Source organism: Pedobacter frigoris (genome assembly GCF_005116445.1).
GTDB classification, from domain to species: Bacteria; Bacteroidota; Bacteroidia; order Sphingobacteriales; family Sphingobacteriaceae; genus Pedobacter; species Pedobacter frigoris.
Window position 1 is genome coordinate 1 of sequence record NZ_SWBQ01000006.1, and the last position, 17,238, is coordinate 17,238.

At 38.6% G+C, this 17,238-nt stretch carries 11 protein-coding genes and 1 rRNA gene; 2 read left to right on the forward strand and 10 right to left on the reverse strand.

Annotated elements, in window-relative coordinates; all coding sequences use genetic code 11:
- The first annotated feature begins 120 nt into the window (after positions 1-120).
- Both rrf and FA047_RS17930 read left to right on the forward strand, forming a co-directional pair.
- A 5S ribosomal RNA gene (gene rrf, locus FA047_RS17925) occupies positions 121-232 on the forward strand.
- A 250-nt stretch (positions 233-482) separates the two neighbouring features.
- On the forward strand, positions 483-1,463 hold the full coding sequence (locus FA047_RS17930) for an acyl-ACP desaturase (RefSeq protein ID WP_136837475.1): 981 nt from the start codon (positions 483-485) through the stop codon (positions 1,461-1,463).
- Positions 1,464-1,541: 78 nt separating this feature from the next.
- On the opposite strand, the gene FA047_RS17935 is transcribed toward FA047_RS17930, so the two are convergent.
- The 10 genes from FA047_RS17935 to FA047_RS17980 form a co-directional block, all read right to left on the reverse strand.
- Positions 1,542-4,934 carry a methylmalonyl-CoA mutase family protein gene (locus FA047_RS17935; RefSeq protein ID WP_136837476.1) on the reverse strand — a complete coding sequence of 1,131 codons (3,393 nt, stop codon included), beginning with the start codon at positions 4,932-4,934 and terminating at the stop codon, positions 1,542-1,544.
- A gap of 155 nt (positions 4,935-5,089) precedes the next feature.
- Positions 5,090-6,760: an alkaline phosphatase PafA gene (pafA, locus tag FA047_RS17940; protein WP_136837477.1), complete on the reverse strand. Its 1,671-nt coding sequence runs from the start codon at positions 6,758-6,760 to the stop codon at positions 5,090-5,092.
- 73 nt (positions 6,761-6,833) lie between these two features.
- Complete coding sequence (locus FA047_RS17945; protein WP_136837478.1) at positions 6,834-8,120, reverse strand: bifunctional folylpolyglutamate synthase/dihydrofolate synthase; 1,287 nt, start codon at positions 8,118-8,120, stop codon at positions 6,834-6,836.
- A gap of 40 nt (positions 8,121-8,160) precedes the next feature.
- A complete protein-coding gene (locus FA047_RS17950; protein WP_136837479.1) occupies positions 8,161-8,976 on the reverse strand; it encodes an energy transducer TonB in 816 nt (271 codons plus the stop codon).
- Positions 8,976-9,377 carry an ExbD/TolR family protein gene (locus tag FA047_RS17955; protein ID WP_136837480.1) on the reverse strand — a complete coding sequence of 134 codons (402 nt, stop codon included), beginning with the start codon at positions 9,375-9,377 and terminating at the stop codon, positions 8,976-8,978. Before FA047_RS17955 ends, FA047_RS17950 begins: the two co-directional genes overlap by 1 nt.
- Complete coding sequence (locus FA047_RS17960) at positions 9,377-10,087, reverse strand: MotA/TolQ/ExbB proton channel family protein (RefSeq protein ID WP_136837481.1); 711 nt, start codon at positions 10,085-10,087, stop codon at positions 9,377-9,379. Before FA047_RS17960 ends, FA047_RS17955 begins: the two co-directional genes overlap by 1 nt.
- A gap of 6 nt (positions 10,088-10,093) precedes the next feature.
- Positions 10,094-11,386 carry an HU domain-containing protein gene (locus tag FA047_RS17965; RefSeq protein WP_136837482.1) on the reverse strand — a complete coding sequence of 431 codons (1,293 nt, stop codon included), beginning with the start codon at positions 11,384-11,386 and terminating at the stop codon, positions 10,094-10,096.
- A 54-nt stretch (positions 11,387-11,440) separates the two neighbouring features.
- Entirely contained in the window at positions 11,441-13,144 is a 1,704-nt protein-coding gene (locus FA047_RS17970; protein WP_136837483.1) for a TonB-dependent receptor, read from the reverse strand.
- Positions 13,145-13,155: 11 nt separating this feature from the next.
- Positions 13,156-16,173, reverse strand: coding sequence for a tetratricopeptide repeat protein (locus FA047_RS17975; RefSeq protein ID WP_136837484.1), 3,018 nt, complete (start codon positions 16,171-16,173; stop codon positions 13,156-13,158).
- 131 nt (positions 16,174-16,304) lie between these two features.
- Complete coding sequence (locus FA047_RS17980) at positions 16,305-17,237, reverse strand: aspartate carbamoyltransferase catalytic subunit (protein ID WP_136837485.1); 933 nt, start codon at positions 17,235-17,237, stop codon at positions 16,305-16,307.
- Between the last annotated feature and the right edge of the window lies 1 nt (position 17,238).

Consider the following 17,238-nt stretch of genomic DNA (forward strand, 5'->3'; position numbering starts at 1 on the left):
TTGTTTGTTCTTCCTAACTTAACTTCTTTCAATAATATGTCATTGTTATATGTTGAAATATAAAGCCTGTACTGCTGCAAAGCGATACAGAGATATACAACTAAATAACATTAAAAATATTTAGGTGCCTATATCGGTGGTGTCCACCTCTTCCCATTCCGAACAGAGAAGTTAAGCCCACCAGAGCCGATGGTACTGCGGTAACACGTGGGAGAGTAGGTCGGTGCCAAATCTTAAAGAAAGCCTGTAGCTAAAACTACAGGCTTTTCTTGTTTATAATCTTTTCTCATTTGTAAATCCGCTGCTAGGCAGAGAACTTTGATTGAATAACCCCATCTTTATTTTTCTCCGGTATACACATGCCCTGGGTTTTGCCTTTTCATGGTATAGAAGTTTGGCTACTCTAAATAAATTACTCCTCACATCAATACTATGCCATATTTTTTGGTTATATTTGAACTGGATTATTAAATATAAAACGAATGAGTTTTTTCGCAGAGAAAAGAGGGGAAGTAATGGTGCACATAGAGAAGTATATGCTTGAAATGATGCATACATACCTAAAACCAATTGATACAAATTGGCAGCCATCTGATTTTTTGCCTGATTCAACAAGCGAAACTTTTTTTCAGGATATAAAAATATTACGTGAGAATGCCAATGATCTTTCTTATGATTTGGTAGCAGTATTAATTGGTGACACCATTACAGAAGAAGCTTTGCCAACTTATGAATCATGGTTGGCCATGGTAGATGGTGTAAGCCGTAATGAAGATGGTGGTTGGATGAGATGGAATCGTCATTGGACTGCAGAAGAGAATAGACATGGCGATTTGTTAAATAAGTACTTATATCTTTCAGGCAGGGTAGACATGCGCCAGATGGAAATTTCAACTCAGTATTTAATTGCTGATGGATTCGATATTGGTACAGGTCACGATCCTTACAGGAACTTTATTTATACAAGTTTTCAAGAGTTAGCTACAAATATTTCTCACAGAAGGGTAGCCTCTCTGGCAAAGAAAGACGGCGATACTTTATTGTCTAAAATGTGTGGTGTGATCGCTTCAGATGAGGCAAGACATGCTAAGGCTTATAAGGACTTTATGAGTAAAATTTTTGAGGTTGATCCTAATGAAGCGATGATTGCTTTTGAGGATATGATGCGTCAGAAAATCGTAATGCCTGCTCACTTCCTTCGTGAAATGGGAATGAAAATAGGTCAGACTTTCGGTCACTTTACAGATGCAGCTCAACGCCTCGGTGTGTATACAGCTATTGATTATGTAGAGATCATGCAACAGTTGATCGAAGAGTGGAAACTGGAAGGTATGCGCGACCTTAATGATGCTGGTGAAAAGGCCCGTGATTATATCATGGCTTTGCCTGCAAGGTTATTGCGCGTTGCTGAGCGTATGAAAAATCCAACTATGGAATATAAGTTTAGCTGGATTCATGCTTAGTACTTAGAACTAAATAAAACAAAGAAGCCTGAATAATTATTATTCAGGCTTCTTTGTTTATGAACGAATAGTCGTCCTTTACATGTTTCGTCTATACTGTCCGCCTACCTCGTATAACGCATTGGAAATTTGACCTAGTGAACAAATCTTACATACCTCCATCAACTCTGAGAATATGTTTCCTCCAGCTACCGCTGTTTTTTGCAGGGTTCTGAGTACTTCAGCAGTATGGTCTGCATTGCGTTCCTGAAATGCTTTTAACGCGCTTATTTGATATTGCTTTTCATCTTCAGTTGCTCTGATCACTTCGCCGGGTACTATGGTGGGTGATCCATTTTTATTTAGGAAAGTGTTAACACCAACAATAGGATATTCTCCGGTATGTTTCAGGGTTTCATAATAGAGACTTTCTTCTTGTATTTTTCCTCTTTGATACATGGTTTCCATTGCGCCAAGTACACCACCACGGTCATTGATACGCTTAAATTCTGAGAGGACAGCTTCTTCTACCAAATCTGTAAGGTCTTCTATGATAAATGCGCCCTGCAAGGGGTTTTCATTTTTAGCAAGTCCCAGCTCACGGTTTATAATTAGTTGTATAGCCATTGCCCGACGCACAGATTCTTCAGTAGGCGTTGTAATCGCCTCATCATATGCATTGGTATGAAGGGAGTTGCAATTGTCGTACATGGCGTAAAGCGCTTGTAGTGTAGTACGGATATCATTGAAATCTATCTCCTGGGCGTGTAATGAACGTCCGGAAGTTTGAATATGATATTTCAGTTTTTGTGACCTGTCGTTACCTTTGTATTTGTTTTTAATCGCTTTTGCCCAAATTCTCCGGGCTACACGACCAATTACAGAATACTCAGGATCGATTCCGTTGGAGAAGAAGAAGGATAGATTTGGTGCAAAATCATCTATATTCATCCCCCTGCTCAGATAATATTCTACAAAGGTAAAGCCGTTGCTTAAAGTAAATGCAAGTTGTGAAATTGGATTGGCACCGGCCTCTGCAATATGATATCCGGAAATGGAAACAGAGTAGAAATTATGTACTTTTTCGGTGATGAAGTAATTTTGAATGTCGCCCATCATTCTTAGTGCGAATTCGGTTGAGAAAATGCAGGTATTTTGTGCCTGGTCTTCTTTCAGGATATCGGCCTGAACCGTACCTCTCACTGTACTGATTGCGTAGGCTTTGATTTTGCTATAAATGTCAGCAGGTAATACTTCATCTCCTGTTACACCCAATAGCATCAACCCTAAGCCATTATTTCCTTCAGGCAAAGTGCCATTATAGCTCGGTTTGATGATTCCTTTTGCTTTATATATTGCATCGATTTTCGCGGTTACCTCTTTCTCTAATTTGTTTTCTATGATGTATTTTTCACACTGCTGATCAATAGCTGCATTCATAAAAAAGCCAAGCAGCATAGGAGCGGGGCCATTTATTGTCATCGATACCGAAGTAGATGCGGCACATAGGTCAAAACCAGAATATAGCTTTTTAGCGTCATCAAGTGTAGCGATACTTACTCCCGAATTACCTATTTTACCATAGATATCAGGTCTGATATGCGGATCTTCACCATATAAAGTTACGGAATCAAACGCTGTAGATAAGCGGTGTGCAGGTTGGCCAAGTGACACGTAATGGAATCTTTTATTTGTTCTTTCCGGGCCACCTTCACCAGCAAACATACGTGTAGGATCCTCCCCGTCACGCTTTAATGGAAACACACCTGCTGCATAAGGAAATTCACCTGGTACGTTTTCAGTAAGTAACCATCTGAGAATATCTCCCCAATCTTCATAACGAGGCAAGGATACTTTAGGTATTTGTAGTTTGGACAAGGATTCGTAAAATAAGGGCTGTTTGATTTCCTTATCGCGTACTTTATATACAAAAAACTCTTGCTTGTACTTTAATTTGGTGTCAGGCCACTGTCGGAGTAAGCGTTTACATTCACCATCCAATTGTTCTTCCAGATGTGTATAGACATCTTGAAGAGTATCAGAAAGATGTTGTCCACTATCGATGTCACTGATGATTTTTTCATCCTTAGATAAGCTTATTACACCTTGAAGCTGGTATAGTTTGCGTGCAATGCTACTTTGTTTATTTACCCATTCGTCATAAGTCTGGCTGGCTTCTGCAATTTCAGCAAGATAACGCGTACGGTCAGGTGGAATGATATAAATTTTCTCTGATGTTCCTGCGATTAGCTCCATTTGAGGCTTGAAGTCGACCCCTGTTTTCTCTTTGATGGTATGCATTAGAGAGGTAAACAAACCGTTCATGCCGGGATCATTAAATTGAGAAGCCATGGTTCCATAAACCGGTATGGCTTCATCTTTGGCATCAAAGAGGTTGTGATTTCGCTTGTATTGCTTACGAACATCACGTAAAGCGTCTAATGCGCCTCGCTTATCGAACTTATTGATGGCTACGAGATCTGCAAAGTCGAGCATGTCTATTTTTTCCAGTTGGGTGGCAGCACCAAACTCAGGTGTCATCACATATAAAGAAACGTCGCAATGTTCAGTAATTTCAGTGTCTGACTGACCTATTCCTGATGTCTCCACAATGATTAGGTCGTAACCGGCAGCTTTGCAGATGTCGATACTTTCCTGTACATTCTTCGAAAGTGCAAGGTTGGCCTGCCTGGTAGCAAGTGAACGCATATAGATCCGGGGATTGTTGATGGCATTCATTCGGATTCTGTCGCCAAGCAGTGCTCCACCTGTCTTACGTTTGGAGGGGTCTACTGATATGATTGCCAGTGTTTTGTCCTTAACTTCGATCAAGAAACGTCTAACCAGTTCATCAACTAAAGAAGATTTTCCGGAACCTCCTGTGCCTGTGATGCCGAGAACCGGAGCATTATTGTTGACAGAAAGTGCTTTGAGCTCATCTACAAAAGACTGAGCGGCTTCGGGATCATTTTCTGCAACTGTTATTGCTGATGCAATACTTTTTATATTTTTCTGAGGTATGGTTTTGAGTTCGCCTTTCAAGGATTTTGTTGTGATAAAATCAGTTTGCTCAAGCATATTGTTAATCATCCCCTGGAGCCCCATTTTTCTACCGTCATCAGGAGAATAAATTCTTGTTATCCCATAATCCTGCAATTCGGCAATTTCAGAGGGTAGGATTACTCCTCCGCCTCCTCCAAATATTTTGATGTGAGTTGCACCGCGCTCCTGTAAGAGATCGTACATGTATTTGAAGTATTCGATATGTCCGCCCTGGTAGGAAGTCATTGCAATACCCTGTACATCCTCCTGAATGGCACAGTTGACGACCTCATCTACAGAGCGATTATGACCTAAGTGTATGACCTCAGCGCCGGAAGATTGAAGAATACGACGCATGATATTAATAGTTGCGTCATGACCATCAAAGAGTGCTGCAGCAGTTACAAAACGTATTTTATGCTTGGGTTTATAGATTTCAATGTTTTCCATAGAAGGCTTTATATTCGGTAGGTAAAGTTAAGTAAAAAGTAACCTTGAGAGGTTATTTTGACAGAAGCAAAATACACTAAGGCATATAAACTCCTCCCTGCAAATAAAAAGGCCACTCAGAGTTGATTGAGTGGCCTTTTTCACAGATCTGTTTATTAAAACTGGTGTGTTAGCTCTGTAATAGGTTCTCCTATACATCCGCTCGGCATTTGGATATGGAGCATCGCAGCTATCGTTGCAGCAATGTCAGTCATATAATGTGTTTTATTTGTTTTGCCTGGCTTTACATTCCAACCCATAAAAACACATGGGATATGAGAATCATATGGATAGCCGCTACCGTGTGTTGTTCCGGTTTTAGATCCTTCAATAACAGCTGGCCTGAGAAGAATATATATATCACCACTTCTGCGTGCGTTGTAGCCATTGGTGATTGATTTTTTCAAAGATTCTACTAGGGTAGCTTCAGAGAGTTTACTCAGGTCGAATGCATCCGCAACATGAGGTAATTTTCTAAATTCAGCAATAGTTGTTCTTTTAATGGCGTCATAATCTGCCTTAGCTTCTTCAATGGCTTCATGATTGAATACGATCTGGCTATTGGTGGAGGTCACAATGGTTTTTTTAATATTGTATTTGGACTCAAACAGCGTGTTTAGTTTTTTAATTATTTGTGAATCACCAAATGTACCGCCAGGGAGTTTGTTCTCTTCCAGGAATCCCGGAGCATGAGCCGCACCATGATCTGCCGAGATAAAGAAGAGATAGTTGCCTTTCCCGTATTTATTGTCGAGGAAATTAAAGAAGTCTTCAAGGTCCTTATCTAATCTAAGATAGGTATCTTCGATCTCTATAGAATTAGGGCCGTATTGGTGACCTACGTAGTCGGTAGATGAGCAGCTTACAGCAAGGAAATCAGTAGTACCACTTTCCCCTAGTTTCTCAGAAGTAATGGCAAGCTTGGCCAGGTCCAGAGTCATGGTATTTCCATAAGGCATACTTTTGATCATCTCGTAGTTCTTACCTGCATATAATTTAAACGGATGAGGAAATACAGGCGCTTGCTCACCTCTGGATTTTCCTTCATAAGATCTGTCGTCAGCTGTACTTAAGCTATAAGTCTCAATAGGATATAAAGTGTTCCAGTTTTTCTCAAGAAATTTATCAACCATTTTAAGATTGTTATAGTTCTCCACCCATGCCGGGAGTTTTTCTGTATAATAGGTACTTGTAATCCAGTTCCCGCTTTGTCCGTCGAACCAATATGCCGCATTTGCTGTATGTCCAGCAGGCAAAATGGAACCCCGGTCTTTAAGTGAAATGCCTATTACCTTGCTTTTGAAGTTTGTAGCCAATCTCAGCTCGTCTGTGATGGTAGAGGATAGCATGTTTTTTGGTGACATCAAACCAGCTCTTGTATTACTTCCTACTGTCCTTACAGATGTATCTTCGGCACAATAAACACTGCGTTTTAGTTGGGAATCATACCAGTCGTTTCCAATAATCCCGTTAATAGCAGGTACAGATCCGGTATATATACTCGCGTGTCCGCAGGCTGTGTAGGTAGGAGTGTAAGGTATAAATGTATTTTCCGCAGAAAAACCTTCTTTCACCAGTCGTTTAAAGCCTCCATTGGAATATCTATTACTAAAACGGTATAAATAATCCCATCTCATTTGATCAATGACCATTCCAATTACGATTTTTGGTCTTTTTACATCAGTTGAAGGTTGTTTTGACTCAATAGCTTTGGTCGTTTTCTTTTGAGCGATTGAAATACTGCTGATAAAGGCAAGGGCAGTAAGCAACAAGTAAAATTTTTTCATCTATTCTATTATGTGTTAAGATTTTAAAGGTAGTAATTCAATACTAAGTACAAATTACTAAAGTGTAAAGATTTTATAGCACTTCGGCTACAACAAAAGTACTTCCACCAATAAAAATAAGGTCGTCATTATTTGCATTTGTTTGCGCCTGAGTTAAAGCTTGGGCTACTGTGCTGAATATTTCTCCTCTTAGGTCGTATTTAAGGGCTTCATCGGCTAGTTCAGCAGCTGATAATGCTCTCTCCAGTTGAGGCTGGCAAAAGTAATAACTGGCACGCTTTGGGAGCAGCTTAAGTACACCACTGATATCCTTATCTTTTACCATTCCAATTACGATATGAAGGTTTTGAAACGGGGTATTATTAATATTCTGAATTACTTCTGTAATTCCGGCGATGTTGTGTCCTGTATCACAAATGATCAAAGGCGATGTTCCCAATGTTTGCCACCTGCCTTGTAATCCTGTCAGCTGTTTTACATCTTTTAAAGCACTATAAATTGCCTCGTCATCTATCTTATAACCTCTGGATCTTAATATTTGTATGGATTTTATAACGGTTAAAATATTCTTTAGCTGATAGGTTCCGTTCAGATCCAATTTTAGCTCTTCAATAATAGGCTTTTTGTTGTCGGCAATAGATACATTTAAAAACTCGGTTTCTTTAACTGATTTGGTGAGAGATAACTCCTGGTCAGCAAATGTAATTTCACTGTGGGTTTGCGCAGCTTTATCAATGAATATCTGATCTGTTTTTCGATCTCTTTCTCCGATCACTACCGGAACCCCAGGCTTTATGATGCCGGCTTTCTCAGTCGCTATTTCAGCATAAGTATTTCCCAATATATTGGTATGGTCCAGGCTGATGTTTGTGATGACAGACAGTTCGGGAGTAATGATATTTGTGGAGTCTAAGCGTCCACCTAACCCTACTTCAATTATCGCAATATCTACTTTTTCTTTTGCAAAATGAGAGAAAGCCATCGCTACTGTCACCTCAAAGAAAGAAGGGCTTATTTCTTCAATGATTTCCTGTTGTTGATCAACAAAGCTGGTGACGAAATCCTCTGAAACCATTTCACCGTTGATCCTGATCCGTTCTCTAAAATCTTTTAAATGGGGTGAGGTATATAAGCCTGTTTTATAACCTGCTTTTTGGAGAACAGCTGCGAGCATGTGGGAAGTAGAGCCTTTACCATTGGTGCCTCCCACATGCAGGCTTTTGAATTGATTTTGAGGATTACCCAGTTTCTCGCACATAGCGATGGTGTTATGCAGATCCTTTTTAAAGGCCGAAACACCAACACGAGTAAACATGGGTAGCTTACTGTATAAATAATCAAGAGTTTGTGTATAGTTCATTACCGTGACTTAGCAAGGCAAAATTATCAAAGCTTATGGATTATTTAACTTTAAAATTGAAAACAACCACACCAATTTGCACATCAGGTGCTGATTCGGATTGAGTGAGGCGTGCGCCCATCACAGCGTCTTTACATTTTTGCCAAAGCTCCCTGTCGTTTAATGTTGTTCCTTTTACACCAGGGGTAGCATCTATTACAATTCCGCTTTTGTTAATCTTTATTCGCACAGCAATTTTACCTGTTTTTTGTCCGTCATCCTGAGGAGTTACCAGGTTGGTGAACTTTCGCAAAGCAATCGGGGTTTCACCGAAACCTGAGCCACCTTCACCATAGTTATTCGATAAAGGATCACCATCTTTATCTCCTTGGTTACCTGGAGTTGTTCCGGTACCATCACCACCACCTGTTCCTTTGTTCGCTTTGCCCTTATACAAAGCATTCTGGTTGATAACAGGTTTTGCGGGCTTGTTTTCTGTATTTGCTGCCGGTGTCGAGTTTTTATTGGTGTTTTTTGTATTGACACTTACGGCATCCTCAGAGTTTTGAGTTACAATTTCTTTATCACTCGTTTGTACGGACGGAGTTTGTTTGGTAGGTTCAGTAGGAACTACCTTATCCGGAGGTCTGTTGTTTGCATTAGGATCTGCAGAAGGTTCTTCAATACTAGTATAATCTGTGCCCATTCCTTCAACGGAAGTACCGTAGTTGACTACAATCCCACCCATACCTGCTTCTTCTACGGGCTCAAAGCTTCCGATAACAATGAAAAAACTCAAAGCAAGCAACAGAGCCATGATACCGGTAGAGATTGCCAGTGCCTTCGGATAATTGTTTTCTTCTTTAGGGTAGGTCATTATTTCTTCGGTTCTACAGCTAAAACAACTTTTAATTTCAATTTGTTGGCCACATCAAATACAAGCATTGTATTTTCAATTGAAACACCTCTGGCTACATAAAGCACAATTGTCAGATCCGGAGCGGCCTTTTGATAAGTCTCAATTGCAGTCTGAAGATTTTCAAGAGTAGTGGGTTGTTTGTCTACAAAATAATTTAACTTATCGTCTATAGATACTGTAACGGTTTTTTGAGCATTAGATTGTTGACCTGATTCTGAACGGGGCAATAATAATTTAACTACCTTCGGATTAACTACTGCGGATGCCAGTAAGAAAAACAAAAGCAGGAAGAACATAATGTCATTCAATGCTGAAGTATGTACCTCTACCGTTCCTTTATTTCTTTTGCGTAGATTCATTATTTTCCTGGCTCCTCTAATAGATCAATAAACTCAATGGCATCAGTTTCCATTCTTAAGATGATTCTTTCAACCATCATATTTAAAATGTGGTACAATACATAGGCTATAATACCAATGATTAGACCGGTAGCGGAAGTAATCATTTTTGTATAAAGACCACCTGAAATTGTTCCAATTTCTATAGCACCTTTTATGGATACATCATGAAAGATGGTAATAACTCCTATAATTGTACCTACGAAACCAAGCATCGGTGCAATACCTGCAATAATACCAAGGACTCCAATATTCTTCTCAAGTTTAGAGACTTCAAGCTTACCATTATTTTCAATAGCAGCTTCTATATCTTTTATTGGTCTACCAATACGTTTTAGGCCTTTTTCAAGCATTCTTGCTAAAGGAGAATTGTTATTTCGGCATAAAGCAATTGCATTTTCCAGACGGCCGTCATGTATGTATTGCTTGATTTGAAGCATCAGATTAGATTCAGTTTTCGATGCTTTTCTTATGGTCAGGTATCTTTCAACAAAAATTACCAGACCTAGGAAGGCTAAGAAAGCAAGTGGAAGCATAACCCATCCACCTTTAAATAACAGGTCAATAAAGTGAAGTTCGGGAGGTGCGGTAGTAACGGCTTGTGTTAAGTTGTTAGCAGTGTCAACAAGTTGGTTTGCGGTATCAGTGGCACCTTGTAATAATGCGATCATATTTAATTATGGTTTGTGTGTGTGTTTAATTGGATAAATATAAATTCCAGGAATTTTTGTTGTTTCTTTTAGTCTCTCAAGTTCATTTTTAGCAGCCACTTCATCTGTAAAAGTACCTATGCTGATCTTAACTCTCTTTCCTGGCATATTAGCAACTTTAGCTGGAATTCCTTTTCTTTTCATATCCTGTAAAAACCTATCTGCCTCTTTTTTGTTCAGAAGAGAAGCAGCTATAATCTCATAAGATATTGCTGTATCTATTGGAGCTGAAATTACTTTTACAGAATCTTTTAATGTATCGGTAGGGGAAATTATTTTTTTGAGACTGTCAGCAGATGCCAACGAATCTTTTTCTAATTCTTCTATCTTTTTATTTGGTATGGAATCAATTGAGTGATCCAGTTTGTTTTCTGTCATTCCTTTGAAGACATCCGGTTTAATGAAATAGACCGCAATCAATGCCAGCAAAATAAGTCCTGCAATAGCAAGAATTATTTTTAAATAAGACGTTGGCTTAGCATCATTATTTTCAGCAGGTTCTTCGGTAACAGTTTCCTTTTTAGGATTTAATATCGGGTTTTGATTAAACGTCCAGACACTGCCAGGATCAGCAGAGGTTGTATAGAAAGGCTTTTTACTTTCCTCTTCAGTGTCTTCTAATCCTTCAGGTGTTTCAATTAAGGCCGACGGTGTTGGTACAGGTTGGACCTCAGGTTTAATCTCTGAAATCTCTTCATATGTTTCCTGCTCGTCAATATCCTTCTCTTCATGATGTGATTCATCAAAGTTTCCGGAGCCATCACTAAGATCAGCGTTGTGGTCTTCAAGGATTAGCTGCTCTTCAGTAACCTGTGGTATTTCATCAGTAGTTTGATGATCAGTCAAAGATTCATTCGCCTCCTCTTTAATACTTGGTAGGCCATAGGATTCAAATCCGATATTTGATTCGCCTTTAGCATCAAAAACCAAATGATTGTCAATGATAGATAGCTTGCCTATGTTACCAAAATCAGCATTTTTCTGTTCCGACAATTGCTTTTGTATGGCCTCTGAAAACTGGTCTATGTAGTAGCTAGCCGATTCAAAAGAAATGTTCTCTTGCATTGAAACATAATTGGCCAGAGATTCATGTTCCCTTAACTCAAGAGTAAAATCAAGAGCATAACTCGGAGGAAGAAACGAATGCGTATCAGCATCATATCTTCCGGGAGATTTTTTTTTATAAAAAGTCCCTATACCGGGAATCCCTACTTCTTTACGGGTTTTTACAAGCTCAGTAAGGTATGATAAGATCTCCATTCTGGTAAAAATAAATTTTAATTCCGTATCAACCAATTATTAATTAAAAAGCCGTTAGAATGAATAACTGATTCCTCCAAATATATTCATTCCAATTGTTTCATAATGCAGGTATCTGCTATATGAAGTATTCAATAAATTATTGGCTCTGGCAAATGCAGAAAACTTATTGTTGATCTTATAACTTACGCCAGCACCAAGGTCAACAAAACCTCTAACTGTAACTACTTTTTCATTCGCAGGATCTGGAATAAGGTATGGATTGGCAGGAGCTGCAGTATAAATTTTGGCTTTACTGTCGTCTTGGATTGCCACCGATGCCTCTAAAGTTACTTTTTTATTTATTATATAACTTAAATTAGAACTTATACGCATCTGAGGTTTAAACCAGCTTTGTGTTTCAGCAGCAGGTTTGTAATCTTCAAAATTCAACTTCCCCGTCCATTTTAATTCGTCGCTTACCTGTACCGATAACTCACCTTCTAACCCTACGAGCTTCATGGTGCCAAAGTCATAAATAACATCGAATTTATTAAAGCTGCCAAAGTTATTTACAAATAAAGGCATGTCTTCAATTCTTTTATGATAGACCCTTGCTTTATATCCAAATCCAGGCCCTCCTGTGCCTTTGATACCTCCGCTTATACTCAATTTTTCGATGGTGTTCCTTATACCTATATTACTGTTCAGGAAAGGATTTTCATCGGTAAATAATTTTAAGGAATTTCTTGTGACGTCGCCTTTTACTTCTCCAAATATTTGTAAATAATCAGGTATTAATGTGAAATCTGCAGTTACCGCCGGGAATATTCTGCTTGAAGAGACATCTCCAAATTCCTGAACGAAATTGATTCCTGCTGTAATTTTTACACCACTGGCCTGTAATCTGATGTAAGGATTTAGTTTTAACAGGTTATTGCCAACTTTGGCGATTGAATCTTTACTGCTCCCGAATTCGGCTGAAGCAGCGAGACCTAGATTAAATTTACTGATACGTTTGTTTAAATAGCCGTTTAACACGATAGAATTTTCCTTTGCGCTATATTTATCACTCCAAACGTACCCGTTTAACTTAGCCGCGTAACTTAAAGCGTCTGGATCTTCAGTATACTTATTTACAATTTCACCTTCTGCTTCAAAAAAGTTCAATACCTGCTTTTGAGGGTTAGGGTTCAAGGAAGGACTGGCTTTATCAATTCCATAGAAGAACAATCCGTTTCTCTGGAAGTTAACTCTACCACTCATGGTGTTCACTTCACCGATGCTTCTTCCAAATACACTTATCTTTTGCTGATCAGATTGTTGTTTATTCAATTTTCCTGATTGTCCGAAATGCTGAAAATATGCGCCTGCCTGAAGGGCCGGATCGTTTCCTATGTTTACATACGCCTCGCCCAATATAGTCCTGGCAGAGCCAAAAGCACCTTTAACATAGTTGTTGATCAATTCCGCTTCTCTTTCAGCCGCAACTTCTTGTGCCTGTAATTTATTGATGTCAGAGTTTAATTCCAGCTTTCTATCTGTAAGATTATAACCAAACTTTGCTTTGTAGGTCTTTACATCATTTAAGTCGGGACTTCTACGCAATTTTACTGCTTCTGCAAGAACTGGTTTATAAGGTCTCACTACTTCAATCTCTTCTGTAACTGCCTTTTCTTCTACTTTCTTTTCACCTGTTTTCGGATCCTGGGCTTTTACGCTTAAAGTTCCTGCCGTAATAAAGAAGAGGGTACTATATATTAGTTTATTAAATCTCATGTCTCTTAGTCTTATTTAATTTTTTCTAGTTTGGCCTTGGCAGTTGCAACAATATCATCATTGCCTTCATAGTTGTCTATCAAACTTAGAAGTGTACTTTTTGCTTGTAAATTGTCTTTTAGGGCCACATAGTTGTCGGCTAATAATATGAATGATTTAGCTACCCAATAATCATAAGAAGGCATATTGTTGATCAGATCAAAACAAGTTTTTGTTGAGGTCTTATAATCTCCTTTGGCATACTGTACAGCAGCTACATTGTATTTAGCTTCGGCCGCTGCCAAAGTCTTGGTCTTAGTCACTACTGTATTGAATGCTTTTACCGCAAGAGTAGTATCTGCTTTTAATAAGTAAGCTTTACCTGCATACAGATCCGAACTGTTTTTTTCCTCCTCAGAAGATTTTTCTGATTCCTTAATCAGTTGAACATACTTAAGGATGTCATCAGGCATATTTAACGCGTCATAAGCCTTTAACAGGTTGTTAAGCGCATAAGTATAATGTACTTTATAATCTGCTGTGGTCTCTAACCTTTTTAGATATACAATAGCTTCATTATACTTTTTCTGGTCTAAGAAAAGTTTAGAGATACTTACCAATGAACGCTCTGTATAATCGCTTGTCCAGTCGTTAAGAATATATTCGTAATCAGGTACGGCTTCGATAGGGCGACCTAACTTGACCAGAGACTCCGCTCTTATAAATTTCGCTTCTTTATCATGGATTGCTTTAGGGAATTTATCAAAATACGCATTTATAGCCTCAAACGCTCCTTTTGCGTCACCCTTTAAATATCGATTGTTCGCAGCTTGAAACACGATATTGTCTTGCTCGGCAGTTGAGTAGTTGCCAAGTGGAGTTGTTCCTGCATAAGCCATGAAACCTTCTGAGTCGCCTCTGTCAAGGTATATATTTTTAATAGACTCCAAAGCTTGTTTAGCTTCTTCGCTACTTGGATAATCTCTGATTACTTTTTTAAATGATTCAAGAGCGTCATCATCCATATCCTGATTATATTGAACCAATCCGATGGTAACTAATGCACGAGGCACGTAGCTGCTATTTGGATATTGGCTGACCAATGAGATCAAATCAGATTTAGATTTATCATTATCACCTTTGTTAAAATAGGTATAGGCTGTCTCGAATCCTGCATCATCTGCATAATTAGAACCTGGAAACTGCTTCAATAAATTTTGCATGGTAGCAATTTTCGCATCATTCTGATTCTCCAGTCCCTGAATCATTCCACGTTGGAATAATGCATAGTCTTCACCGGTAGCTTTGCTGCTGATGATTTTGTTGTAATTTACAAGAGCATTACCATAACTCTTATTTACAAAGTACGAGTCAGCAAGTCTGATGATGGCATCATTAACTGTTTTCTGATCTTTATCATCCCCTCTTAAAAAGCGCTCAAAATAAGTCGCTGCTTTTCCATAGCGTTCGTCTTCAAAAGCAGCATATGCCAATGCGTAATTTGCAAAGTTGTATACTCCTGTTTTATCAGCACCGGGCATATCAAGGAAAAGCTCAAAGTTCTTAACTGCTTCACCGAATTTTCTGAGTTCATATGAAGCTTCAGCTTTCCAATAAGTGCTTAGTGCAAGGATTTCCTCGTCCTGAGGGAATTTCTCCGAGCGAAGGAACATAGAAAGTGCATTGGGAAATGCCCGTTCATTATAAAACTCTAGCCCCCTGAAATAGGTTACCTTTTGGTAAGCCTCCTTCGCCTCAGGTGATTTGTTCGGTATTGGTTCAAGGATATCAATGGCAGCCTGATAGTTTTTACTTGTTAGCAGGATTTCTCCCAATAAGGTTTTTGCATCATTTGCTTTTCGTGAACTAGGAAACTGCTTTAAGAAGTTTTGAGTGGCTTCAAGCGCTTGCTGATTAAACTCCAGTTCATAGCTCAAGCGTGCGTAATTTATCCATGATTCCTCCTGAATGACCTTATCGAAGTCTAGTCTTGATGCCCTGAAGAATGCACTTCTCGCTTTTTCTTTATTCTTTAGTTGAATGAATGACCGGCCAAGCGTGTACATACCACTTTGCAAATAGATATCATCAGAATTTAGCTTTTCCAGTACACTAACAGATTCAGTGTATTTTTTTAATTCAAATAAAGAATACCCATATTGGTAAATAAACAGATTATTCTTGTTTGCCGATTTATCTGCAGCATAAAACTCTTTAAAATATTTTTCCGCATTGATGTAATCGGATTTTGCAAAATATGAAGCAGCGATAAGGCTTAGCATTTCTGCTTCATATTGTTGCTTTGAGTTTTTCAGTATAGGAGTGGCATAATTTATCACATCATCATAGCGCTCATCCAGATAATACATGGAAGTGATGTAATAAGGGTAGCTGGCTTCATAGGTAGGAGAGCCTTTTAGTTTTTCAAAATTACTTAGTGCGGTTTTATACTCCTTGTTTAGATAATTAATATAGGCAAAATAGTAGGTTGCACTTTCCTGAAATGGAGATTTCTCTTTCTTTACAGCTTCAAACAATGGTTCAGCTTTTTCATTGTCATTCTTTGTGAAATAAGCATAACCCTGTTTAAACTGATACTCTAAGCGTTGTTTTCCTGACAGGGTAGATGGATCTGTTTTTTCAAACCATTCTAATGCTTTTGTATAGTTCTTTTGTGCAAAATATGATTTTCCAACGTGAAAATAAGCCAGCTTTGTATTCGGATTTAGGGGATAATCTCTGATGAAGTCCTGAAACAAGCTTTCGGCATCGCTATTGCCCAGTTCAAGGGCGCAGACAGCAGCATAGAATTTTGCATTCTCTTTAATTAATGATAGTTCAGCATTACTTTCCTGTTGTGTGCCAGGCTTTTGCCTAATTTGTTCAACCAATTTAAACTGTTGTGCTGCTGCTACAAATTTTTCATTGTCTAACAGTTCTAAACCCGTTTGGTAATTTTTATTTAAATTAACTAATGTACTTGACTGCGCATAACTAGTGGTGAAGCCACCTGCCAATAACAGCGGTATAAAAAAGTATTTTTTTTGCATCTGATTTCAAATATGGTTGCTACTAATATAAAAATAGTATTACGTCTTATTAACACAAGAAATTAACATGTGTTGATAACACAGGTTTAACGAAAAGAAAAAGGAATTGGTATGTAACTGCGGCTAAGAAGTTAATCTCTTTGTGAAGCAAGCAGATATAATACAGCCATTCTTATTGCTACACCGTTTTCTACCTGTTCCAAAATGATCGACTGTTTGCTGTCCGCAACGTCACTTGTGATCTCCACACCACGGTTAATGGGGCCTGGATGCATGACGATAATCTCTTTATTCAGGTTGTCGAGGATTTGCTTATTTAGGCCGTACATCATTGCATATTCTCTTAAAGAGGGAAAGTACTTAATGTCTTGTCTTTCCAGCTGTATACGCAGCATATTGGCAACATCACACCAGTTTAATGCCTTGATCAGGTCATGCTCTATCTTTACGCCTAATCCTTCAATGTATTTAGGGATCAGGGTGGTAGGGCCACATACCATCACTTCTGCACCAAGTTTTTGTAAACAAAGAATGTTTGATATTGCTACTCTTGAATGCAAGATATCACCAACAATAACCACCTTTTTACCAGCCACATCTCCAAGTTTCTGACGAATTGAAAAAGCATCTAACAGGGCTTGAGTAGGGTGTTCATGTGCACCGTCGCCGGCATTTACGATCTGTGCTTTGATGTGCTTGCTCAAAAACTGACCTGCTCCAGCATATGGATGTCTCATTACCACCATATCTACTTTCATCGCAAGTATATTATTAACGGTATCTATTAAAGTTTCACCTTTACTTACAGAAGATGATGAAGCCGCAAAATTGACAACATCAGCAGACAGCCTTTTTTCTGCCAGTTCAAATGACAGTTTTGTGCGTGTAGAATTTTCGAAGAAAATATTTGCAATGGTGATATCTCGTAAAGATGGTACCTTTTTTATCGGACGGTTGATTACATCTTTAAAATTATCAGCAGTTTCAAAAATCAATTCAATATCATTTCGGTTAATATCTTTGATACCTAAAAGATGTCGGGTTGATAATTTTTCTACTGCCATA

Excerpts from the sequence above, each read along its gene's own strand:
- FA047_RS17930 (WP_136837475.1), top strand. The coding sequence starts at position 483 with ATGAGTTTTTTCGCAGAGAAAAGAGGGGAAGTAATGGTGCACATAGAG.
- FA047_RS17935 (WP_136837476.1), bottom strand. The coding sequence starts at position 4,934 with ATGGAAAACATTGAAATCTATAAACCCAAGCATAAAATACGTTTTGTA.
- pafA (WP_136837477.1), bottom strand. The coding sequence starts at position 6,760 with ATGAAAAAATTTTACTTGTTGCTTACTGCCCTTGCCTTTATCAGCAGT.
- FA047_RS17945 (WP_136837478.1), bottom strand. The coding sequence starts at position 8,120 with ATGAACTATACACAAACTCTTGATTATTTATACAGTAAGCTACCCATG.
- FA047_RS17950 (WP_136837479.1), bottom strand. The coding sequence starts at position 8,976 with ATGACCTACCCTAAAGAAGAAAACAATTATCCGAAGGCACTGGCAATC.
- FA047_RS17955 (WP_136837480.1), bottom strand. The coding sequence starts at position 9,377 with ATGAATCTACGCAAAAGAAATAAAGGAACGGTAGAGGTACATACTTCA.
- FA047_RS17960 (WP_136837481.1), bottom strand. The coding sequence starts at position 10,087 with ATGATCGCATTATTACAAGGTGCCACTGATACCGCAAACCAACTTGTT.
- FA047_RS17965 (WP_136837482.1), bottom strand. The coding sequence starts at position 11,386 with ATGGAGATCTTATCATACCTTACTGAGCTTGTAAAAACCCGTAAAGAA.
- FA047_RS17970 (WP_136837483.1), bottom strand. The coding sequence starts at position 13,144 with ATGAGATTTAATAAACTAATATATAGTACCCTCTTCTTTATTACGGCA.
- FA047_RS17975 (WP_136837484.1), bottom strand. The coding sequence starts at position 16,173 with ATGCAAAAAAAATACTTTTTTATACCGCTGTTATTGGCAGGTGGCTTC.
- FA047_RS17980 (WP_136837485.1), bottom strand. The coding sequence starts at position 17,237 with ATGGCAGTAGAAAAATTATCAACCCGACATCTTTTAGGTATCAAAGAT.